Raw genomic sequence first — 21,964 nt, forward strand, 5'->3', positions numbered from 1 at the left:
GTGCCTGCGTGTGCAGGAGGCTTCGGCGTGTCGATTGAAATTACTACCAATTGCTTAAGGAAATCTTAAGAGTCGGGGCAAAGACTCGTCTGTGGCGGAAGTAACGCTTTTAACTATTCCCACTTACCCACCAGAGGAGCCGCGCCATGTCAGTCACTGTCAATCAAGCAGACCTCGAGTTCATCCTTGCCCAGATCAAGCTCTCCGAGGCGCATGCCGCGGGGCAGCCGTTGTTCGGGCCCGGTGGCCTGGTGCCCGCGTACAACGTCAGCTGGGGTCTGCGTACGGTCGATGGCACGTACAACAACCTGCTTCATGAAACGTGGGGGGCGGCAGACCAACAGTTCCCGTCGCTGATGGACCCGGTGTACCGGCCCGCAGACGGCACGCTATTCGATCCCGACGGCCCCGGCCCCGCGCCTGCAATGCCGACGTCGGCGACCTACACCCCGAGCAACAACCCGAACTCGCTCGTCTTCGACTCCAGCCTGCGCACCATTTCCAACCTGCTGGTCGACCAGACCCTGGGCAACCCGGCCGCGATCCTGACCGCGCTCGACCGCGCCGGCTCGGCCGACTCCATGGCCGACCTTGCGGCCATCACCGTCATCTATCAGGCCTTCAAGCCCGCTTCCGATGCCGAGTACCAGGCCCGCGTCGTGGCGCAGAACGCCCGTGCCGCTGCGGAGGAACTCGGTGATGGCGACCCCAACACGCCCCCCACGCCGGCAGAGCAGGCTGCCCTCGATGCCGCCGCCGCCGCGGAGGCGGATCATGCAGTGACGGTCACCGCGCTGGAAGACGCCCGCGCGGTGCGCGACGCCGCCGTCGCGCCCTACGGCATCGTGATGGAAGGCGACAACGTCAGCCTGCCCAACATCTCGCCGGACGTCGGCCTCTCGGCCTCGTTCAATTCATGGTTCACGCTGTTCGGCCAGTTCTTCGACCACGGGCTCGACCTCGTCAACAAGGGCGGCAGCGGCACGGTCTTCATTCCCCTGCAGCCGGACGACCCGCTTTATGTTCCCGGCAGCAACACCAACTTCATGGTGCTGACGCGCGCCACGGTGTCCGCCGGGCAGGACGGCATCATGGGAACGGCGGACGATGTCGGGCCGGTGAACACCACCACGTCCTTCGTCGACCAGAACCAGACCTACACCTCGCATTCTTCGCACCAGGTGTTCCTGCGCCAGTACGAGTTGAATGACCAGGGCGTGCCGGTTGCAACCGGCAAGCTGATCGAAGGCGCAAACGGCGGCATGGCGACGTGGGGCGAGGTCAAGGCGCAAGCCCTGCTCCTGGGCATCCAACTGACCGACTTCGACGTGGGCAGCGTGCCCTTGCTCAGAACGGACCAGTACGGCAACTTCATTCCCGACCCGGTGACCGGGTTCGCGCAGGTCATCACCGGCATCGGCGTCGATGGCATTCCGAACACGGCCGACGACATCGTCGTCTCCGGCACGCCGGGCAGCCCCGTCAACCCGACGACGGCGCTTGCGCTTCGCACCGGCCATGCCTTCCTGGCCGATATCGCGCATGAAGCCGTTCCTATCGGCAAGATCGCCGACGGCGACATCACCATTGGCCTGGGCAACCCGGGCAATGGCGACACCGAGTACGACAACGAACTGCTCGACGCCCACTTCATCGCCGGCGACGGCCGCGTGAACGAGAACATCGGCCTGACCGCCGTTCACCATGTTTTCCATGCCGAGCACAACCGCATGGTCGATCACAACAAGGAAGTCATTCTTTCCACCGCGGCGGGCGGGGACCTGGCTTTCTTGAACGAATGGCTGCTCGAAGACGTTGCGGCCTTGCCGGTAGACCTCAGTACGCTGGTCTGGGACGGCGAGCGCCTGTTCCAGTCCGCCAAGTTCACGACCGAGATGCAATACCAGCATCTGGTGTTCGAGGAGTTTGCGCGCAAGGTGCAACCGCAGATCAACCCGTTCGTCGTTCCCGACGGCTTCGACGTCACGATCGATCCGTCGATCGTCGCCGAGTTTGCGCATGTGGTGTACCGCTTCGGCCACTCCATGCTCACCGAGTCGATCGATCGCTTCGATCCGAACTTCAACCCGCAGGACATCGGCCTGATCGAGGGCTTCCTCAATCCGGTGGCGTTCGACTCCGGCCATACCATCACCGACGACATTGCCGCTGGCGCGATCATCCGCGGCATGACGCGGCAGGTCGGCAACGAGATCGACGAGTTCGTGACCAGCGCGCTGCGCAACAACCTGCTGGGCCTTCCGCTCGACCTGGCGACCATCAACCTGGCGCGGGGCCGCGACACGGGCGTGCCGTCGCTCAACGCCGCCCGGCGCGAGTTCTACAACGCGACCAACAACGCCGCCGAGCTCCGGCCCTACGACAGCTGGGTCGACTTTGCCGGCAATCTCAAGCACGAAGCGTCGATCATCAATTTCATCGCCGCCTATGGCACGCACCAGCTCATTACCGGGCAGACCACGATCGAGGGCAAGCGCGACGCGGCGCTGACCATCATCACGGGCGCTTCGGTCGGCGGACTGCTGGTACCTGAAGACTCGGTCGACTTCCTCAACGGCACCGGCGCCTGGACCAGCAACGCCAATGGCGTCACCATCACCGGCCTGGACAACATCGACCTGTGGATCGGCGGCCTCGCAGAGAAGATTCTTCCGTTCGGCGGCATGCTCGGCTCGACCTTCAACTTCGTGTTCGAGAACCAGATGGAGAGCCTGCAGAACGGCGACCGCTTCTACTATCTGCAGCGGCTCGACGGCCTGCACCTGTTCGGCGAAATGGAGAACAACTCGTTCGCTGAAATGATCATGACCAACACGAACGCGACGCACCTGCCGTCGGACGTGTTCTCGACGCCGGGCCTGGCGCTCGAGGTGGACATCACAAGACAGTTCAACGACCTGGATGGCGACGGAGACCTCGAGAGCACCGACCCGGTAGGCGGCGGCATCCTGACGCCGCTGGTGGTTCGCAACAACCCCGCCACGGTCGGGCCGGACACCAACTACCTGAAGTACACGGGCGACCAGCACGTGGTGCTCGGCGGTACCGAGGGCAATGACATCATCATTGCGAGCGAGGGCGACGACACCATTCATGGCGACGGCGGCAACGACAACCTCGAAGGCGGCGCCGGCAACGACATCATCAATGCGGGAGCGGGCGACGATATCGTCAGGGACCTGGGCGGGGACGACAACATCAAGGCGGGCGACGGCAACGACGTGGTTCACGGCGGCCCGGGCCTCGACCTGATCATGGGCGGCAGGGGGCAGGACTTCATCGTCCTGGGCACCGACGCGGGCTCGGAAGTCTTCGCGGGCGAAGGCAACGACTTCATCCTGGGCAGCAAGAATGCCGAGCGCATTCTGGGCAACGAGGGCGACGACTGGATCGAGACCGGAACCTTCGACGGTGCGCCCGGCGACAGTTTCGACGAGATCTTTGCAAAAGACGGGATCGTCGGCCACGACGTGTTCCTGGGCGACGGCGGCTTCGACGAGTTCATTGCCGAGGGCGGCGACGACATCATGGTGGGCAGCCCCGGCCGCGGCAAGCTGGCCGGCATGTCGGGCTGGGACTGGGCGACCTACAAGGACAACACCGCCTTCGTCAATGCCGACCTGACACGCGCCATCGTGTTCGACGAGAACCCGACGCCGCCCCAGAACGGAACGCTGGATGCCTACGAATCGGTCGAAGGCCTTTCGGGCACGCGCTTCAACGACGTGCTCACCGGCGCCGACACCATCGCCGACGAGCGGCTTCCGTTCGCGCAGGGCGGCACGGAGGGCTACACCGGCAGCCGGCTCGATGCGGCAGGCATCGCCCGCATCGCCGGCCTCCAGGCCGTGCTCGGCGCCGGCGTCACCAGCTTCATGGCGGGCGACATCATCCTCGGCGGTGACGGCAGCGACCTCATCATGGGCCGCGGCGGCGATGACATCATCGACGGCGACAAGTGGCTCGACGTGCAGATCGGCGTTTACGCCACCAACGACCCCAACCATACCGGCACCCCCATCGCGCTGCACAACAGCATGAAGACGCTGGTCAACAGCATGTTCGCGCGAGATATCAATCCCGCGCAGCTGGCCATCGTCCGCTCGATCAAGTCAGACGGCGACAACGTCGCGGACATCGACACGGTCGCCTACCTGGGTCCGCTGGCCAACTACGCCTTCGGCTCCACCGCCGACGGCAGGCTCACGGTCACCGACATCGGCATCGACCCGATCGAAGGCACCGACACGCTGAGCGGCATCGAACGCCTGCAGTTCACGGATGCCACCCTCACGATCGTCGCCGGCACTAACGGCGATGACGTGCTCAACGGCGGCGAAGGCAACGACCTGCTGCTGGGCTTCGGTGGCAACGACACGTTGAACGGCAACGGCGGCAACGACGTGCTGATCGGCGGCGCGGGCGCCGACACGCTCAACGGCGGCGCGGGCAACGACCAGCTGAGCGGCGGCATCGGCAACGACGTGCTCAACGGCGGCCTGGGCGACGACACCTACACCTTCGGCCTCGCGGACGGCAGCGACACGATCAACGAAGGCGTCAGCGCGACGAGTGGCGGCACCGCCGACCGCATCGTCATCGTGCCGGGCGTGCTGGATCCTGTCGCCGGAACGCTCAACCCGATCACCGGGCTCAATGCCGCGGACAACAACACCAACACCGCCACCGGTAGCCTGGTCCTCAACTTCAACGGCCAGACGGTCACCGTCGCCAACCACTTCACAGGCAACGTGGCCGGCACCGGCGTGGAGCGCATCAACTTCGGCGATGCCACCTTCGAGGGTTACCTGCTCGGCACGGAGGACTACCTGGTGAGCCGGCTCGACCCCACGGGCGGGGGGCGCACCATCAACCTGGCGGCCTCGATCGTCAATAACTTCATCGCGGGCGAGAACGGCACCGATGACGTCATCACTGGCGGCAGCGGCAACGACCTGATCTTCGGCGGCACTGGCGACAACGAACTCAACGGCGGAATCGGCGACGACCTGCTGGTGGGCGGCTCGGGCGTTGGCGACAACGACGTGCTCGACGGCGGCCTGGATGCAGACACGATGGTCGGCCTGGCCGGCAACGACACCTACATCGTGGACGACTTGGGCGACGTGGTCGTGGAGGCGGCGGCCGCCGGAACGGACGAAGTGCAGACCGAGATGGCCGCCTACTCGCTGGAGCTCGTCGCCAACGTGGAGAACCTGACCTACACCGGCATCGACGCCGACCCGTTCGTCGGAACCGGCAACGCCCTGAACAACGTCATCAGCGGCGGTGACCTCGCCGACACGCTGAGCGGGCTCGGCGGCAACGACACCTTGAACGGCGGTCTGGGCATCGACACGCTCCTGGGCGGCGACGGCAACGACACGCTCAACGGGGGCGACGACGACGACGTGCTGACCGGCGGCATCGGCAACGACGCGCTGAACGGCAACGACGGCAACGACACGCTGGACGGCGGCATCGGCACCGACGCGATGAACGGCGGCGCAGGCGACGACACCTTCCTGGTGGACAACACCGGCGACACCGTCATCGAGGGCGGAGGCGGCGGCACCGATACCGTGCAGTCGACCGTCACCTACACCATCACCGATGCAGACGTCGAGAACCTGACCCTGCTGGGCACCGGCAACATCAACGGCACCGGCAACGGGTCGGCCAACGTGATCACCGGCAACGCCGGCAACAACGTGCTGACGGGCGGCGGCGGCAGCGATACCGCGAGCTATGCCACGGCGACGGCGGGCGTCACGGTGTCGCTGGCCATTGCCGCGGCGCAAGCCACCGGCGGGGCGGGCAGCGACACGCTCTCGAGCATCGAGAACCTGGTGGGCAGCGCCTTCGCCGACTCGCTGACGGCGAGCGGAACCGCGGGGCTCGGCGTCGTCAACCTCCTGAGCGGCGGAGAGGGCAACGACACGCTGAGCGCGACGATCGACAACGTGCGCGACACGCTCGACGGCGGCGCCGGCACGGACACCGCCAACTACTCGGCCTACACGGCGGCACTCACGGTGAACCTGGGCGGGGCGGCGCCGATCGTGGTCGGTGGCTCGGGCAGCAATGCGGCCAACTCCGACGTGCTGGTGTCTGTCGAGAACTTCACCGGCGGCGCCGGCGCCGACACCATCTCCGGCAGCACGGCCGCGAATGTCCTGAACGGCGGCTTGGGGAACGACACTTTCACCTATGCGATTGGCGGCGGCGCCGACACCATCGACGGCGGTGGCGGCAACGACACGCTGAACATCACGGGCGTGGCGAACAACGATGTCCTGGATGTCGTCTACAACGGCGCCATCACCGGCTTCGAAGGCGCCACCGTCACCGGCGTCGAGTCAATCAGCGCCAACCTCGGCGGCAACGCCGACACGCTGTCGTACGGGACCTCCGCAACGCCTGTCACGGTCAACCTGGCGACGGGTGCGGCGTCCGGCTTCACGTCGATCGCCAGCATCCTGAACGTGACCGGCGGATCGGGCAGCGACAACCTGACGGGCAATGCCGGAGCCAACACGCTCAACGGCGGAGCGGGCAACGACACCATCAACGGCGGGGCCGGAGGCGACATCCTCATTGGCGGGATTGGCGCCGACGTCATCAACTCGGGGGCGGCGAACGACAACGTCCAGGACATCTTCAGGTTCAGCGCGACCAATGAGTTCGGCGACGTGGTCAGCAATTTCGACGCCAATGGGCCTACCGCGGCGGGAGACGACCGGATCGAGTTCACCGGGGCGCTCAACACGGCTTGGGACGACGGCAACAACAACGACAACTTCCTGTTCGGGACGGGGAACGGTGCTGGCGGCACGGTGAACGTCACGGTCGGGCAGGGCAACGGCGACATCGAGGCGCTGCTGCTGACCGGCGTCGGAGGCGAAGGCGTGACGACGGCGAACCTCGGCAACGCAGCGGCGGTGTCGGCGGCATTCAACGCCGAGTTCGCCATCACCGCGGGCGCCGGCGAAGACGCGCTGCTGGTCATCAACGACACCAACGGCAACAGCTTCTCGCTGTGGCAATGGGTTCAGGCCGGCGGAGGGGAGACGTCTGCAGGGGAACTGACGCTGATCGGCACCTTCAGCGCCAATGCGGCGGTGGTGGCGGCCAACTTCGACTTCGTCTGAACGGCATGGCAAGGCACGGAGCAGGGCGCGCAAGCGCCTTGCTCCGCATACTGGAGGAGACAAGAACATGAAGCCGATCTGGACCGAGATGAAGCCACTGTTGTTCAACATGGCGCTCTTCTCGTTTGTCATCAATCTGCTGTACCTGGTGCCTGCGCTGTTCATGCTGCAGGTGTTCGACCGGGTGATTCCCACCAACAGCCGCGAAACGCTGTGGGTCTTGCTGGCGGGCGTCGGCGCTGCGCTGGCCATCTTGTTCGTGCTCGACTACGTGCGGCTGCGCTTGCAGCACCTGAGCGGCACCATCGTCGACGAGCGGCTCTCGCCGCCTGTGGTGCATGCGGTCGTTACCGCCACCGCCCGTTCGCCGCTGAATGCGCGGCCGGATGCGATGCGCGACATCGCCACGCTGCGAGGCCTGTTCTCGGCCAACGGATTGACGGCGCTGATGGATGCGCCGTGGATCGTGGTCTATGTGGCCGTCATCGCCTTCTTCCACCCGGCCCTGGGCCTGGGTGCCGCGGGCGCCGCCATCGTGATGATCGGCCTGGCCTGGCTCAACGACCGGATGAGCCGCAAGGCGCTGGATGCGGTGCAGAAGGAAACGCGCAGCGCGTCGCGCTACGTGGAAGGATCGCTGCGCAACGCGGAGGTTCTGCAGGCCATGGGCATGACCGAGCGCCTGCTGGGCCGCTGGCGCAAGCAGCAGGACGAGGCCTTGGCGCTGCAAGGCAGCACCAGCCATTCGAGCGTGATGTTCAGCGCCGCCTCGCGGTTTTTGCGCCAGGCCGTGCAGGTCATGATGATGTCCATCGGCGCCTACCTGGTTCTCACGCAATCGGCTTCGGCGGGCGTGATGATCGCCACCACCGTCCTGCTCGGCCGCGCGTTGCAGCCGGTGGAGCAGATCGTCGGCAGCTGGCGCGTGCTGAACGAAGCGCGCTCGGCCTATCGCCGCTTGCGGGACCTGTGCGGCCACCTCGGCAAGGACGAGCCGCACATGTCGCTGCCCCGGCCGGTCGGCCAGTTGCGGGTCGAAGGCGTCTCGCTGCGGCTGCCGGGCACGGAGAAGCTGGCGCTGACCGGCGTCTCGCTGAACCTCGCTGCCGGCGAAGCACTGGCCATCATCGGGCCGAGCGCCGCCGGCAAATCGACCCTGGCGCGCCTTCTGACGGGCATCTGGCAGCCGACCATCGGAACGATCCGGCTGGACGGCACCGACCTGTCGACCTGGTCCCGCCGCGAACTCGGGCCCTGGGTCGGCTACGTGCCGCAGGACGTGGAGTTGTTCGACGGCACGGTGGCGGACAACATCGGCCGCCTCGCGGAGCCGGACGCCGAAGCGGTCATTGCCGCCGCCAAGCGGGCCAACGCCCACGACATGATCCTGCAGCTGCCGCAGGGCTACGACACGCCCATCGGCGACGGCGGCGCGCGGCTGTCGCCGGGGCAGCGCCAGCGCATTGCGCTGGCCCGGGCGATGTACGGCGACGTACGCCTGGTGGTGCTCGACGAGCCGAATGCGAGCCTGGACGCCGAAGGCGAAATTGCGCTGGCGCACGCCCTCAGCAGCCTGCGCGCCGAGGGCGTGACCTCGATCGTGGTGACGCACCGCCCATCGTTGGTCGCGCACGTGGACAAGATCCTCATCCTCGAGGCTGGGCAGGTGAAACAGTTCGGGCCTGCCAGCGAGGTGATGAAGGCGATGCAGAAGCAATCGCAAGCAGCAGTCGCCGAACGCGAACGTGAACATGAACGCGAGCGCACGGCATAAGACCGGAAAAGGCAGGAACATATGACGCACGCACAAACGCTCCCACGCGTCGGCATGGCGCCGAAACGCAAGACCAGCGAACAGCAGATCAGGCGCCTCATGAACATGGGCCTGTGGACGGTGCTGGGCATCGTCATTCCACTGGGCGTGTGGGTCGGGCTCGCGCCGCTGGCCATGGCGGTAGTGGCTCCGGCGCACGTCAAGGTGGACTTGAACCGGCGGCCGGTCCAGCATCTGGAAGGCGGCATCGTGCGGCAGGTTCTCGTGCGCGACGGGCAGGTGGTCAAGGAGGGCGAACCGCTGGTGGTCATCGGCGACGTGGGCGTGGACGCCGACCGCAACCGGCTCACCTATCGCCTTGCGGTGGAGCGCACGTCACTGGAGCGGCTGGACGCGGAGCAGCGCCGCGCCGAAAAGCTGGTGTTTTCCGAAAGCCTGCAGGCAGAAGCGCGCAAGGACACGCGCCTGCAGGATGCGATGGCCAAGGAATCGTCGCTGTTCAATGCGCGCCGGCATTCGCTGCACAGCGAACTGGCGCTGATGCGGCAGTTGCGCCAGAGAGTGCAGCAGGAAATCGGCGCACTGGAGGCACAGGGCAGCAAGGCGCAGGAATCCCTGGCCCTGCAGCACCGCGACCTCGACGCCAATCGCGGCCTGGTTCAGGAAGGCTTCGTCTCGACGGCGCGGATCAACCAGATGGAAGCATCGGTGGCCGACTACACCTCCAAGCTGGAGGAACGACGCTCCGAACTCGCGCGCGGCCACGGGCGGCTGATCGATGCCGACATCAAGAGCAATTCGATCGTCAACGAATACCTTCGCTCGGCGAGCGACCAACTCAAGACGACGGTGGCGCGGGTGAGCGAGATCGAACAGGAACTGCGCAAGTCCGACGATGCCACGACGCGCCAGGTCGTGCTGGCGCCGGCAGCCGGCGAGATCATCGACCTGAAGTTCACCTCGCCGGGTTCGGTGGTGCGGCCCGGCGAAACCATCGCCGAGATCGTGCCGAGCAACACGGCGCTGATGATCGAGGCGCAGATACGCCCCGAAGAAGTGAACAACGTCCTGGTGGGGCAGAGCGCCCGCATCAAGTTCACTGCCTTCAAGTACCGCAACGCCACGATGGTGATGGGCAAGGTGACCTATGTATCGGGCGACCGGTTCACCGACAAGTCCACGCAGATGCCGTACTACAGCGTTTCCATCCTCGCCGACTCCGAGTCGGTGAAGGCGGTGGGCGACCTGAAGATGCAGGCCGGAATGCCGGCCGAGGTCTATATCGACGGCGGATTCCAGACCGCGCTTCAGTACCTTCTGGACCCCATTACGTCCACATTGCGCAGGGCGGCAAGGCAGATGTGAACCACTTCGCTGCGTTCAGGCGCGGGGGCTCCCGAAGCCGTCGCCGGAAACCGGACCTCGGCCCGCAGGCCGCCCAACGGCGACTTGAGCAGGCGCACCGGCGCGTGGTGCGCCTGGGCCACTGCGTGCACGATCGACAACCCGAGCCCGACGCCGTGTCCGTCGACGCGACCGAGACGATTGAAGCGCTGGAACGCCTCCGCATGCCGGCTGGCGGGAATGCCGGGGCCGGAATCATCGACGGTGAGCACAACGGCCTGGCGGCTGCGCGTGCTGCCGATCTCGATGCGCCCGCCGGTGGGGGTGAAGCGAATCGCGTTGACGATCAGGTTGCGCATCAGCAAGTGCAAGCCGAGCTCCTCGGCGAGCAGCTCCCGTACCTCGAATCGCGTTTTCAGCGAGAGATCGCGCTGGGCTGCCGCAGGACCGAGTTCGGACATCACGTCTCGGTAGATTCCTTCCAGGCTCACAGGGTCCAGGGCATGGCCGGTCACAGCAAGACTGTCGATGCGGGCGAGGTCGAGCAACTGATCGAGAAGGTAGCTGGCCTGATCGATGCCCGACATCAGGCCACGCAGGGAAGCCGACAATTCTTGCGGCGAACCGGCCAGCGTGGCGGCCAGCTGGGCCTGCGCGCGCAGGCCGGCCAGCGGCGTGCGCATCTCGTGCGCGGCAATCACGGTGAAGTCGCGCTCGACCGACAACGCCTTCCTGAAACGGTCGAGCAATGTATTGATGGAATCGACCATCGGTCTGAGTTCGGTAGGCGGGTCCACGGCATTCAGTTCCGTGAGGTCGAGCGCGTGGCGTTCCCGAAGCTGTGAAGCATAGCCCTCGACAGACCGAAGGGCACGGTTGAGGAACCACCAGGCACTCACGAAAATCAGCAAGAGCGGAATCGCCAGGAAGGAAAGAAAATAGCCGGTGATGGTGCCGATCGCGCCCTTGCGGTAACCCACGCGTTCCGCGATCTGGACGACCATGCCGCCCTTTTTAGCTGCTTCGGAATACGTCCGAACGCTCTCGCCATCCACATTCGCCTTGCCGAAGCCGCGCTCTGCGAGCGGCCGCATCGGGACGCCCGAAGGTGCCCTGTGGCTTTGAAGAAGCAGCCGTCCGTCGGGTGACCATATCTGATAGTGGTAGTGCGTGCCGAGCGTGTCGCCGGTTTCGTGGACGCCGTCGTCGTGTCCCTCCGCGGAGATTTCGGCGATCTCGTGCTCCGCGAACGCCAGTGCCGTGTGCGCCAGTGCAACGAGGCGGGCATCGAGCACTTTCTTGTCGGAGAGGTGGTCGGCCCTGTACATGGCGGCGGCCGCCGCCAGCAGGGTTGCGGCACATACGAAGAGCACGAGCGCCGCCAGCCGGCGGCGCAAGGACCACGGGGTGCCCGACCGCTTATTCATTCCAGCTCTCGGGTCCGAGCTGGTAGCCGACGCCTCGCACCGTGAGGATGAGTTTGGGCGAGAACTTGCGCCGCAGGAAATGGACGTGGACCTCGACCGCATTGCTCTCGACCTCGACGTCGAAGGTGTAGAGCGCCTCTTCGAGCTGGGAGCGCGAAAGGACCTGGTTCTTGCGGCGTACCAGAATCTCCAGGAGCCAGAACTCCTTGTTGGTCAGCGGAATGACGTTGCCATGCAGCGTTGCCATGCGATGGGAGGGGTGCAGCTTCAGCGGGCCGTGCGCCGGCTCGGCGGCGCTGGGCGTCTTGCCGTTGGCGCGGCGCAGCACGGCCCTGACCCGGGAGGCCACCTCGTCCAGGTCCAGCGGCTTGATCATGTAGTCATCGGCACCCATGTCGAGCAGGCGCACCCGTTCCCGGATGCCGCAGCGAGCCGTGATCACAATCACCGAGATGGGGATGCCGCGCGTTCGAATGCTCTTGAGCAATATGTCTCCGGTGACGTCGGGCAAACCGAGGTCAAGGAGCACACAGTCGTAGGTGCAGGACGCGAGCGAGGAGAGAACGTCTTTCCCCAGGCGATTCCAGTCCACGGCGTAGCCAGTTCGAACCAGGCCTTTGTGAACGGCGCTTCCAAGCAGTTCGTTGTCTTCGACCAGGAGCAGGCGCATGTGGCACCGACTTGAATCAAACGCCGGTCAGCCCGGACGCGGGGCGGGGCTGGACGAGCGAGGCTTGCCCCGGGGCGAGCCAGCGCAATCCTGTTCGAAAGAGGACTTTCGAAGCCATTCTTGTCTCCTCGCCCATTGATCTTTGCTGGGTCGATGTCGGCTCTCCGGGGGCGTCTGCTTGCGCGGGTGGCCGGCGGGGGTCAAGTGCCGGATTGCGTTACGCAACCGGCGGTATCAATGTATAGATGGATAAGCGAAATAGCAACTTTTTTCCTACACCTATTACTCAACTCGGCGTAAGTCCGAGCACCCAGCGCTTGAAGTGCTCCAGCGCCCCTGAGGCGGGCGGGCCTTCGGGATAGGCGAAGTAGTAGCCCTGGCGCACGTCCAGGTGCCGGTCGATCGGTATCACGAGTTCGCCGGTTCGCAGTTCGCGTTCGATCAGGATGCGCGGCGCGAGGCCGACGCCCATACCGGCCGCCGCGGCGGCAGTCACCATCGTGAAAAACTCGTAGCGCGGCCCGCGCGAGGCGTGCACCGTGTAGTCCCAGCCTTGATGCGCATACCAGTCGCGCCACGCATGCGCGCGCGTGCTCAGGTGCACATGGCGGCAACGCGCGAAGGCCGATTCGTCCCAGAGGCCGTTGGCATCGCGGAACGCCGGGCTGCAGACAGGAACCATCTCGCCTTCGGAAAAGATCAGCCCGCCCTGCGTGCTGGGCCAGAACTGGTCGCCGAAATAGATGGCCGCGTCGAAGGCGTTTTCCTGGAAGGAGAAGGGCTGCGCCCGCGCCGAGAGGTTGACGGTGATGTTGGGGTGCTGCCGGCTGAAATCGGGCAGCCGCGGAATCAGCCATTGGGTGGCAAAGGTGGGCACCACCGCCACTTCAAGCACAAAACCCATGTCGTGGCCGGCGCTGATTTCCAGCGTGTCGCGCCGGATCTGGTCCAGGTGCCGGCGGATGCGCGCGGCGTATTCGCGACCGGTGTCGGTGAGGGTGAGCCGCCGGCGCACGCGCGAAAACAGCGGCACCCCCAACCGTTGCTCGAGCGTGGCCACCTGCCGCCCGACGGCGCTTTGCGTCAGCGCCAACTCGGCCGCGGCCCGGGTGAAGCTCCCCAGGCGCGCCGAGGCCTCGAAGGCTTGCAGCGCCCCCAGATTGGGAATGTCTTTTCTCATCGTTGCTATTCTGCGTGCGGGTCTCGCGGTTTTTCCCGGCGCTTGTAAGAATGGGCCTGTGGGCGAGCAGCAAGAAAGGGATTTCATGCGTCGTGTGGTGATCATCGGCGGCGGGGCCATCGGCTCCGCCATTGCCTATTTTCTGAACCAGGACCCGGGGGAGGAGCCGTTCGATGTGACCGTGGTCGAGCGCGATTTCTCCTACACACAGGCGTCGTCGGCCTTGTCGGCAAGCTCGATCCGGCAGCAGTTCTCCACCGCCATCAACATCGAGATGTCGCTCTACGGCATCGAATTCTTCCGCCAGCTTGGCGAAACCCTGCGCGTGGGCGACAACGTGCCCGACATCGGCCTGGTCGAACCGGGGTACCTGTACCTGGCTTCGCCGGAAGGCGTGGATGTGCTGCGGGAGAACCATGCGACGCAGAAGGCGCATCGTGTCGACGTGATCTTGATGAAGCCCGAACAGCTGAAAGCCCGCTTCCCCTGGATTTCGACCGAAGGCATCGCGCTGGCTTCGCTGGGTCTTTCGGGCGAGGGCTGGTACGACGGCTACAGCCTGCTGCAGGCATTTCGCAAGAAGGCCATCTCACAGGGCGCGCGCTATGTGCAGGCAAAGGCAACCGGGCTGCAGCGCAGCGGCCGCGCGCTGACGGGTGTGGAGCTCGACATCGGCGACGCGCTCGAGGCTGACGTGGTGGTCAACGCAGCGGGTGCCTGGGCCGCAAAGGTGGCTGGCTGGGCTGGCATCGATCTGCCGGTGCGCGGGCGCCGCCGCATGGTGTTCAGCTTTTCATGCCCCGAGACCTTGCCGGGATGCCCGCTGATCATCGACACATCGGGCATCTGGCTGCGCCCCGAAGGCCGGCGGTTCATCTGCGGCTTTGCGCCGCCGCAGGACAGGGACCGCGACGACGCGCCGCTCGAGGTCGACTACCGCGTTTTCGACGATTTCATCTGGCCGGCGCTGGCCGCGCGCGTGCCGGCGTTCGAGGCCATTCGCATGACCGGTGCATGGGCCGGCTACTACGAGATGAACGTGTTCGACCACAACGCGATCCTCGGCCTGCATCCGGACTGCGACAACTTCTACTTTGCCAACGGCTTCTCGGGGCACGGGCTCCAGCAGTGTCCCGCAGCGGGGCGCGGCGTGGCGGAACTCATTCGCTACGGCGAATACCGCAACCTCGATCTGTCGCCGGTTTCGTTCGCGCGGATTCTCGAGAACAGGCCGTTGCTCGAGAAAAACGTGATCTAGCCGGAGGCCGGGCAGAGGCGTACGATCGCTCGCAAGCGAGGGTCACATCATCATGACTGCACAGGCATTGATCGATACCGCGCAGGCGCTGGTCGCCGGCGACAAGGGTTTGCTGGCAATGGACGAGAGCAACGCCACCTGCCACAAGCGCTTTGCGAAGCTGAACATTCCCCAGACCGAGGAGGCACGCCGCAGCTGGCGCGAGCTGATCGTGACCGCGCCGGGTCTGGGCGCATGCATCAGCGGCGCGATTCTTTTCGATGAGACCATCCGGCAGCGAACGAGCGCGGGCGCGTCCTTTGTCTCGGTGCTGGAGGGAGCGGGCATCATTCCCGGCATCAAGGTCGACACCGGCGCGAAGCCTCTGGCGGGCCACCCCGGCGAGACGGTGACCGAAGGCCTGGACGGCCTGCGCGAGCGGCTCGCCGAATACGCCGGCATGGGCGCGCGCTTCGCCAAATGGCGCGGCGTCATCACACCCGGGCCCGGCTTGCCCAGCCGTGCGTGCATCGAGGTCAATGCCCATGCGCTGGCCCGCTATGCGGCCTTGTGCCAGGAGGCGGGGCTGGTTCCCATCGTCGAGCCTGAAGTGCTGATGGAGGGAGACCATTTCCTCGCACGCTGCGCGGAGATCACGGAAGAAACGCTGCATGCGGTCTTCGTTCAATTGCGTTTGCAGGGCGTGTTGCTGGAGGGCATGCTTTTGAAGCCCAACATGGTCTTGCCCGGCCAGGCCTGCCCGATTCAGGAGAGCGTGGACGAGGTTGCCGATGCCACTGTGTCGTGCCTGCTGCGCACCGTGCCTGCTGCCGTGCCGGGCATCGCATTCCTCTCGGGCGGCCAGTCGGCAGAGCTTGCTTCGGCCCGGTTGAATGCCATGAATGCGCGGTTCGCATCGCGGCTGCCCTGGGCGCTGGCGTTCTCGTACTCACGCGCCGTTCAGCAGCCGGCGCTGGACGCCTGGAAAGGCGATGCCGCCAATGTCGGATCAGCGCAGAAAGCGCTCGTGCACCGTGCCCGCTGCAACCAGGCCGCGCGCCGCGGCGACTACGACGCGCTGGCGGACGCACCGAAGCCCGGCTGAGTTCATCCGCCTTTTGCTGGGTTCACCAGCACAGGCGTCGACCGGTAGCTCTCCGGAAACAGCTTCTTCAGGTTTTCGATCTTCGGCATGTCGTGGATCACGATGTAGCCGTACCGCGGATGGCGCGTGAGGAAGTCCTGGTGATAGGCCTCGGCCGCATAAAAGGGCTTCGACATTTCGATGGTGGTCGCCAGCGGCTTGCCGAAGGTCTTGGCCTGGTTCAGCTGCACGATGTAGTCCCTCGCAACGCGGGCCTGTTCGATGTTCTCGGCGAACACGGTGGAGCGGTATTGAGGGCCTGTGTCCGGCCCTTGCCGGTTCAGTTCGGTCGGGTCGTGCGCCACCGAGAAATAGATCTGCAGCAACTTGCCGTAGCTGACCTGCTGCGGGTCGTAGGTGATACGCACCGACTCCGCATGGCCGGTTTGGCCGGAACCCACGCGGTCATAGCGTGCCGTCTTCGCTTCGCCGCCGGCATAGCCCGACACGGCGTTGTTCACGCCCTTGACGCGCTGGAATATGCCCTGCACGCCCCAGAAGCAGCCGCCGGCGAACACGGCGGTTTCGTATTTCGTGGTGGGCGAAGGCATGACGTCGACCTTGGGCGCCGGCACGCGCCGGGCCGGCTCGGCGAACGAAGACGCGGCGGGCCAGGCCAGCGCCGCGGCAGTGAGTGCGGCTGCGGTGAATGCGAGGGTTCTCATGTGCTGTCCCGTGCGAGTGAGTCTTCGATGCCAGGCCGATGGGAGCGACATTGCCGCCGATCGTGGCGTGCGTCAATGCCGCGTACCCGTGCCTCTTTTATCGACGTGCCGGTTCAGACGCTCGACCGGCGCTTGCACGCCGGCCGGAATCCATCGCGCGGTTTACGGCGGGCAGGGGCGCGCCGCCGCCGCACCCGGCCGCGTCGCCTGGCTGGTGCCGCTTTCGTCCACCGTGCCAAGAGGTCGGGTGAAGGTGCAGCCATAGGCCGGATCCGCCACCGTGGCAGCTGTGACCACGTCGTCACCCGCCGGCTTCACGCCATCGCGCTCCCACTTGATCATGGCGTCGAAGGCTTCGGCCTGCTCCGCGATCGTGAAGTCGCAATGAGAGATGCCGCGCACGGCGCGCTGTACCAGCCAGTCGCTGTTGCCCTTGGCCGCAACGCGCTGGTGGTAGATCTGCTGCATGCTGAAGGGCACGTACAGGTCGCCCAGCGTGTGCAGCGAGACCACCGGAATCTTGAATTCGCCGTTCGCCTTGGGGATCCAGCGCAGGCCGTCGGTGCGCAGCCGGTTGGCGTCGGGCGCCGCGGTGAGCTTGAGCACCGACGAGTTCAGCGCGGTCGTTCCCGGCACGTCGCCGTCGATGGTGTAGGTGAAGCGGTTGGTGTCGAGCGTGCTCTTGTTCAGGATGCCGTTGACAGTGCCGTCGCTGCCGAACACGCCCCAGACCGCCGCGAACGAACCGCCCTGCGTGAACCCGAGATCGAACATCGGCCGCTCGCCGCCCGTGAGGTTCTTCACCACCGATCCGAACTTCAGGCCGGTGGCCGTGGGCGTGCCCGGGAACGCCGTGTAGAGCGTGCCCGTGACCTGCGTCCTGATGTCCAGCCAGTTGACGGTCGGGTACTTGGGCAGACCTGCCAGTGCCTGTGCGGCGATCTGTGCGCCTGCAAAGTAGTCGAACAGCTCGGTGTCGCCGACCACGCCGCACATCGGCACCGCGCCGTTGTACCTGACCTTGTGGTTGGCCGTGGCGAAAGCCTCGTCCTCGATGGCCGCCGCCGTGATGTGGCCGCCCATTGAATGGCCCGTGATGTAGATTTTTGAAGGCGCCGCAAGCTCGCGGCCGTTGGCCTTGGCAATGGCGTTGAACTGCAGGGCCAGCGCGTTGGTGTCTTCCACCCCGGCGCGCACGTCATAGAAATTCTTGCTGTAGCTCGAGGCGGCCCAGGCATAGCCGTTCTGGAGGAGATAGCGGCGGATCGATGGGTTGCTCACCACCAGCAGATTGACGTCGCCGGCATATCCATGCGCGTACATCACGAGCTTGCCGTTCCAGTTGGCGGGCACCTCCACACGGTACTGCGCGCCTCCGAGCATGCCGGCCCAGCGGCTGGTGGTGGCGTTGTCGACGCTGTCGCTTGCGTCGGCGGCGAGGGCGGAGAAAGTGGTGGCCGACGGGTCGGCGGGCGCGAACGAGTTGCGGCTGTCCTGCAGGCGCGTCTCTTCGGGCGGCGGCGGCGGAGGAGGAGGGGGCGGCGCTGGGGCCGGAGCCGGCGGCAGCGGGGTGAACGCAAAGCCGCCCCCACCGCCACCACCGCCGCCGCCGCAGGATGCGACGGCAAGGCTGGCTGCAAGGGCAAGAAATGTCAGGCGTGCGGAATGCATGGGATCCGTTCTTGTGGTGTTGGGAAGAAGAAGCCCGGCGCAGCGGTGCATCGCCAGGCCGTAGAGAACGACCGTGCTATTTCACTGGACCGGCGGCGCAGCGTAGGGGCGTTGCCGGGCGCATCGGCCCGGGCTTTCCCGTAGCTGCTATCTCGTGCGCGACACCAGCGCCATGCCGGCGCGCGGCGGCCTCACTCCTTGCGGCGCGTGACCACCACCGTGGCCTCAAGACCGTCGTAGGCCTCGGCGTCGCCATACCAGCTGCCGGAGATCGGCGCGGCCTGAGCCGGGTCGCGCGTGACGCCGACACGGATCAGCTGGCCGCTGCCCATGAGGTTGTTGGTCGGGTCGAACGCGAGCCAGCCGACGCCCGGCAGGTAGGCCTGCAGCCATGCGTGCGTGGTGCCGGCACCGGTCATCGATTCGCCGGGCGACTGGGCTGCACGGTCGAGCGCTGCGTCGTAGATGTAGCCCGAGACAAAACGGGTGGCAATGCCCAGGCGGCGCGTGGCTTCCATCATCAGCAGCGCGTAATCACGGCAGCTGCCGCTGCCGAGCGCCAGCGTCTGCAGCGGCGTTTGCGTGCCTTCCTCGTCGCGCGCCTTGTATTCGAGGCTTTGGCCGATGTGCGCGTTCATGCGCGTGAGCACTTCGCGCGTGCTGTTGGGCTTGTCGGTGTGCAGGAACTGGTGGGCCCAGCGGATCAGCGTGCCGTTCGCGTCATCGTCATGGTGCGGGCGCAGGTAGTGCTCGAGGTCGAGGCGCTCCTGCACCGAATAGGCAAAGGGCAGGAATTCGGCCGCCGGGTCGAGCGCGAGCTGGTCTTGCTGCGCCGGCACATGCTCGATGGTGAAGGAGCACACGATGCGCAGCTCGGTGGCCTCGCCCATGGGCTGCACCAGCGCGACCGAGTTGGAATGCGGGTCCTGGATCAGCCGCGTGAACGACTGGGGGCTGACCTGCAGGTCGGTGGCCAGCACCCGCAGGTCATGGCTGTCGCGGGGCCGGAACATGACGCGGTGCAGCCCGAAGGTCACCGGTTTCTTGTAGCGGTAGACGGTGGTGTGCGTGATGTCGTACTGAATGGCCATGCGGTGCATTCTCACGTGTCGGCGGGGCGAGCGGTGGCTTTCCGTCGGCTTGCCGCGGTCCTATGCCGCAGAATCGGCGCCCGAACGGCCTTTACCACCGCATCGACGCCACACACATGTACTCCGCCACCTTCATTTTTGCCAAGAAGCAGTTCGACGATGAATTCCATCGCCTCGACCAGACCATTGCGGCCGCCGCGAAGTCGCTGCCCGGCTACTTGGGCGAAGAAACCTGGGAGAACGCGGGCAACGGGCTGGTGTCGAACGTCTACTACTGGGATTCGCTCGACGCGCTGCAGGCGCTCATCCAGCACCCCGTGCACCAGCAAGCCAAGGCGGCGCAGGCCAACTGGCTCGACGGCTACAAGGTCGTCATCGCCGAAGTGGTGCGCGTCTACGGCGACAGCAAGATCGACCACATGCTGGCGCCGGCCGGCAACGCTGGCACCTAGGGCGCGGTTCTTTCGGTGCCGAGGGCCTTTGCCAGGTTGGCGGGCAGCGGCAGTGGCTCGCCGTGCCATTGCGCGGCCAGCAGTTCGGCGCACAGCGCCGCAAAACTGAGGCCGCGCGAACCGAGCGCGGTGCAGGCCCAGAGGCCGGCATCGGCCAGCGGGCCGACCAGCGGGCGGCGATCGCCCGAGGCGCAACGAACGCCCACCCACGTCTCGGCCTCGCCATGCTCGAAAGCCGGTGCCAGCGCTGCCGCGGCGCCGGGGTGCAGGCGTTCCAGGCGCTCCCGGTTTGCATCGGCATCGGCCGCCTGAGGGGCCAGGTTGGTGCTGTCGCGGTCGAAGGTGGCGCCGGCGAGCCAGAGCAGGGCGCCTTCATTTTCGGGCACGCGGGCAATCAGATGGCCGTCGCCGTTGAGCGGCGTGGCGGGCAATGCAAGGTCGTCCGCCATGCGGCCCCACGCGACTTGCCCGCGCACCGGCTGCAGCGGAAGGCTTGGTGCGAAGCGGCCCGATTCGTAGCCCGCTGCAACGACCACGCGATCGGCTTCGGCCAGCAACCGGTCGGCCGCATCCAACAGCTGCCAGCCCACCGCGCTGCGTGACAGGCGTGCGACCGCCGCGTTGCCGCGAAACTCGATGCCCGGCTCGCGCAACCACGCTTCAATCAACCTGGAGGGGCGCACCCAGCCCGCGCGTGCATGCCAGAGCGCGGGCGCGTCGGCCGACAAGCCGGCACTCGACAATTGCGCGGCGCTGGCGGGCCACGACTCATTCGGGCCGTTTTCGCTCCACCCGGCAGGCACGCGCGTGTCACCTTCGGGCCGGCGCTCCAGCACGCCGCTGGCGCGCCAGTCGCGGCCTTCTTCCAGTAGCCGGTCCAACTCCAGCCAGGTGGCACGAATGCCTGCGCGCGTAAGCCGCGAAAGCAGGGCATCGTCGGGCGAGACATGCGGTGCCAGCACGCCGACCGGCAGGCCCGAAGCGCCGGCGGCAGGGCGGTCGGCCGCATCGAACACGGTGACCTGCCACCCGCGCCGCGCGAGGCTGGCGGCAACGGCCGCGCCGGCCAGCCCGGCACCGATGACGGCACAGCGGCCCGGCGCCTCCACGTTCTCGGGCGCAGGACCGCGGCGGCGCACCGTCCAGGCAGGCGCGAACACGCCGGCGAGGCAGTCGCGCTTGGGCGGCAGGCCCGGGCGCCTTTGGAGCTGGAAACCGTTCTGCGAGAGCGTGTCGCGCACCGCCCGGGCATAGGTCCAGGTGGCGAGGCCGGTGCCCTGGCGGGCAAAGCGCGACACGGCCTTGAGCGTGTCGGGCGACCACATGGCAGGGTTCTGCTCGGGGCTGAAGCCGTCGAGAAAGAGGCTGTCGGCCTCGAAACGCTGCGCGCGCAGCATCGGTTGTACATCGCCGATGCACAGCGTGAGCAGTACGCGGCCCTGGTCGAATGCCAGCCGGTGAAAGCCCGGCAGCAGCCCGTGCCACTGCGCGGCCAGCTCCTCGGCCAGCGGCATCAGCTCCGGGTAGGCCACGGCGGCGCGCAACAGATCTTCAGGCCCGACCGGGTGCGCCTCGACCGAGACGAAGTGCAGCATGCGCGGCCGGTTCGCGTCCGCGCGCCACGCCTGCCAGGTTGTCAGGAAATTGAGGCCCAGCCCGAAGCCGGTTTCGAGAATCAGCCATTTCGGCCGTCCAGACCATGCCTCGGGCAGGCCGCAGCCGCCCAGAAACACGTGGCGCGCCTGCGCCAGTGCCCCGGTTTCGGTGTGATAGATGTCGCCGAAGCGCTCGCTGTACGGCACGCCATCGGCGCGCCAGGCGACGGGCTCGGCGGCCAAGGCGGCTTTAGTTGGACGGCGGAACGTAGCCCTGGGCGACGTCGGCGCCTTCGCCGAAGAAGTGCTTTTCCATCTGGCGGGCAAGGTATTGGCGAGCGCGCAGATCGGCCAGATTCAGCCGGTTTTCATTGACCAGCATCGTCTGCTGCTTGAGCCAGGCGGCCCAGGCCTCTTTGCTGACGTTCTCCCACAGGCGCTTGCCCAATTCTCCGGGATAGGGCGGAAAGTCGAGCCCTTCGGCTTCTTTGCCGAGCTTGATGCACTGAACCATGCGTGCCATTTTTGATTGCCTCTGGTGG

General features: G+C 66.3%; 14 protein-coding genes. 6 read left to right on the top strand and 8 right to left on the bottom strand.

Annotated elements, in window-relative coordinates; translation table 11 throughout:
- The first annotated feature begins 146 nt into the window (after positions 1 to 146).
- The 3 genes from ABIC94_RS08315 to ABIC94_RS08325 all read left to right on the top strand — a co-directional run bounded on the left by ABIC94_RS08315 (position 147) and on the right by ABIC94_RS08325 (position 10,311).
- Positions 147 to 7,172, top strand: coding sequence for a peroxidase family protein (locus ABIC94_RS08315; RefSeq protein WP_354372546.1), 7,026 nt, complete (start codon positions 147 to 149; stop codon positions 7,170 to 7,172).
- 67 nt (positions 7,173 to 7,239) lie between these two features.
- Entirely contained in the window at positions 7,240 to 8,946 is a 1,707-nt protein-coding gene (locus ABIC94_RS08320; RefSeq protein ID WP_354372547.1) for a type I secretion system permease/ATPase, read from the top strand.
- 21 nt (positions 8,947 to 8,967) lie between these two features.
- Positions 8,968 to 10,311: an HlyD family type I secretion periplasmic adaptor subunit gene (locus ABIC94_RS08325; protein WP_354372548.1), complete on the top strand. Its 1,344-nt coding sequence runs from the start codon at positions 8,968 to 8,970 to the stop codon at positions 10,309 to 10,311.
- Here ABIC94_RS08325 and ABIC94_RS08330 read toward each other — a convergent pair.
- The 3 genes from ABIC94_RS08330 to ABIC94_RS08340 form a co-directional block, all read right to left on the bottom strand.
- On the bottom strand, positions 10,254 to 11,687 hold the full coding sequence (locus tag ABIC94_RS08330) for an ATP-binding protein (protein ID WP_354372549.1): 1,434 nt from the start codon (positions 11,685 to 11,687) through the stop codon (positions 10,254 to 10,256). The two genes, ABIC94_RS08325 and ABIC94_RS08330, sit on opposite strands and share 58 nt — an antisense overlap.
- Positions 11,688 to 11,709: 22 nt before the next feature.
- On the bottom strand, positions 11,710 to 12,387 hold the full coding sequence (locus tag ABIC94_RS08335) for a winged helix-turn-helix domain-containing protein (RefSeq protein ID WP_354372550.1): 678 nt from the start codon (positions 12,385 to 12,387) through the stop codon (positions 11,710 to 11,712).
- Positions 12,388 to 12,673: 286 nt separating this feature from the next.
- Entirely contained in the window at positions 12,674 to 13,567 is an 894-nt protein-coding gene (locus ABIC94_RS08340; protein ID WP_354372551.1) for a LysR substrate-binding domain-containing protein, read from the bottom strand.
- Positions 13,568 to 13,652: 85 nt separating this feature from the next.
- On the opposite strand from ABIC94_RS08340, the gene ABIC94_RS08345 reads away from it, so the two are divergent.
- Positions 13,653 to 14,825: an NAD(P)/FAD-dependent oxidoreductase gene (locus ABIC94_RS08345; RefSeq protein WP_354372552.1), complete on the top strand. Its 1,173-nt coding sequence runs from the start codon at positions 13,653 to 13,655 to the stop codon at positions 14,823 to 14,825.
- A gap of 52 nt (positions 14,826 to 14,877) precedes the next feature.
- On the top strand, positions 14,878 to 15,909 hold the full coding sequence (locus ABIC94_RS08350; RefSeq protein ID WP_354372553.1) for a class I fructose-bisphosphate aldolase: 1,032 nt from the start codon (positions 14,878 to 14,880) through the stop codon (positions 15,907 to 15,909).
- 2 nt (positions 15,910 to 15,911) lie between these two features.
- On the opposite strand, the gene msrA is transcribed toward ABIC94_RS08350, so the two are convergent.
- The 3 genes from msrA to ABIC94_RS08365 all read right to left on the bottom strand — a co-directional run bounded on the left by msrA (position 15,912) and on the right by ABIC94_RS08365 (position 19,375).
- Positions 15,912 to 16,613 carry a peptide-methionine (S)-S-oxide reductase MsrA gene (gene msrA, locus ABIC94_RS08355; RefSeq protein ID WP_354372554.1) on the bottom strand — a complete coding sequence of 234 codons (702 nt, stop codon included), beginning with the start codon at positions 16,611 to 16,613 and terminating at the stop codon, positions 15,912 to 15,914.
- 162 nt (positions 16,614 to 16,775) lie between these two features.
- The gene (locus ABIC94_RS08360; protein WP_354372555.1) at positions 16,776 to 18,284 is read right to left on the bottom strand and encodes an alpha/beta hydrolase family protein; all 1,509 of its coding nucleotides are present in this window, start codon (positions 18,282 to 18,284) and stop codon (positions 16,776 to 16,778) included.
- Between the two features lie 191 nt (positions 18,285 to 18,475).
- A complete protein-coding gene (locus ABIC94_RS08365; RefSeq protein WP_258506031.1) occupies positions 18,476 to 19,375 on the bottom strand; it encodes a transglutaminase family protein in 900 nt (299 codons plus the stop codon).
- Between the two features lie 116 nt (positions 19,376 to 19,491).
- On the opposite strand from ABIC94_RS08365, the gene ABIC94_RS08370 reads away from it, so the two are divergent.
- Positions 19,492 to 19,827, top strand: a complete 336-nt coding sequence (locus ABIC94_RS08370) for an antibiotic biosynthesis monooxygenase family protein (protein WP_354372556.1) — start codon at positions 19,492 to 19,494, stop codon at positions 19,825 to 19,827.
- On the opposite strand, the gene mnmC is transcribed toward ABIC94_RS08370, so the two are convergent.
- Positions 19,824 to 21,665, bottom strand: a complete 1,842-nt coding sequence (mnmC, locus tag ABIC94_RS08375; RefSeq protein WP_354372557.1) for an FAD-dependent 5-carboxymethylaminomethyl-2-thiouridine(34) oxidoreductase MnmC — start codon at positions 21,663 to 21,665, stop codon at positions 19,824 to 19,826. The genes ABIC94_RS08370 and mnmC overlap by 4 nt on opposite strands.
- Positions 21,666 to 21,672: 7 nt before the next feature.
- Positions 21,673 to 21,945 carry an oxidative damage protection protein gene (locus ABIC94_RS08380; RefSeq protein ID WP_012748083.1) on the bottom strand — a complete coding sequence of 91 codons (273 nt, stop codon included), beginning with the start codon at positions 21,943 to 21,945 and terminating at the stop codon, positions 21,673 to 21,675.
- Positions 21,946 to 21,964 lie beyond the last annotated feature (19 nt).

This window comes from Variovorax paradoxus, from assembly GCF_040544635.1.
Taxonomy (GTDB): Bacteria; Pseudomonadota; Gammaproteobacteria; order Burkholderiales; family Burkholderiaceae_C; genus Variovorax; species Variovorax paradoxus_R.

Excerpts from the sequence above, each read along its gene's own strand:
- ABIC94_RS08315 (WP_354372546.1), top strand. The coding sequence starts at position 147 with ATGTCAGTCACTGTCAATCAAGCAGACCTCGAGTTCATCCTTGCCCAG.
- ABIC94_RS08320 (WP_354372547.1), top strand. The coding sequence starts at position 7,240 with ATGAAGCCGATCTGGACCGAGATGAAGCCACTGTTGTTCAACATGGCG.
- ABIC94_RS08325 (WP_354372548.1), top strand. The coding sequence starts at position 8,968 with ATGACGCACGCACAAACGCTCCCACGCGTCGGCATGGCGCCGAAACGC.
- ABIC94_RS08335 (WP_354372550.1), bottom strand. The coding sequence starts at position 12,387 with ATGCGCCTGCTCCTGGTCGAAGACAACGAACTGCTTGGAAGCGCCGTT.
- ABIC94_RS08340 (WP_354372551.1), bottom strand. The coding sequence starts at position 13,567 with ATGAGAAAAGACATTCCCAATCTGGGGGCGCTGCAAGCCTTCGAGGCC.
- ABIC94_RS08345 (WP_354372552.1), top strand. The coding sequence starts at position 13,653 with ATGCGTCGTGTGGTGATCATCGGCGGCGGGGCCATCGGCTCCGCCATT.
- ABIC94_RS08350 (WP_354372553.1), top strand. The coding sequence starts at position 14,878 with ATGACTGCACAGGCATTGATCGATACCGCGCAGGCGCTGGTCGCCGGC.
- msrA (WP_354372554.1), bottom strand. The coding sequence starts at position 16,613 with ATGAGAACCCTCGCATTCACCGCAGCCGCACTCACTGCCGCGGCGCTG.
- ABIC94_RS08360 (WP_354372555.1), bottom strand. The coding sequence starts at position 18,284 with ATGCATTCCGCACGCCTGACATTTCTTGCCCTTGCAGCCAGCCTTGCC.
- ABIC94_RS08365 (WP_258506031.1), bottom strand. The coding sequence starts at position 19,375 with ATGGCCATTCAGTACGACATCACGCACACCACCGTCTACCGCTACAAG.
- ABIC94_RS08370 (WP_354372556.1), top strand. The coding sequence starts at position 19,492 with ATGTACTCCGCCACCTTCATTTTTGCCAAGAAGCAGTTCGACGATGAA.
- ABIC94_RS08380 (WP_012748083.1), bottom strand. The coding sequence starts at position 21,945 with ATGGCACGCATGGTTCAGTGCATCAAGCTCGGCAAAGAAGCCGAAGGG.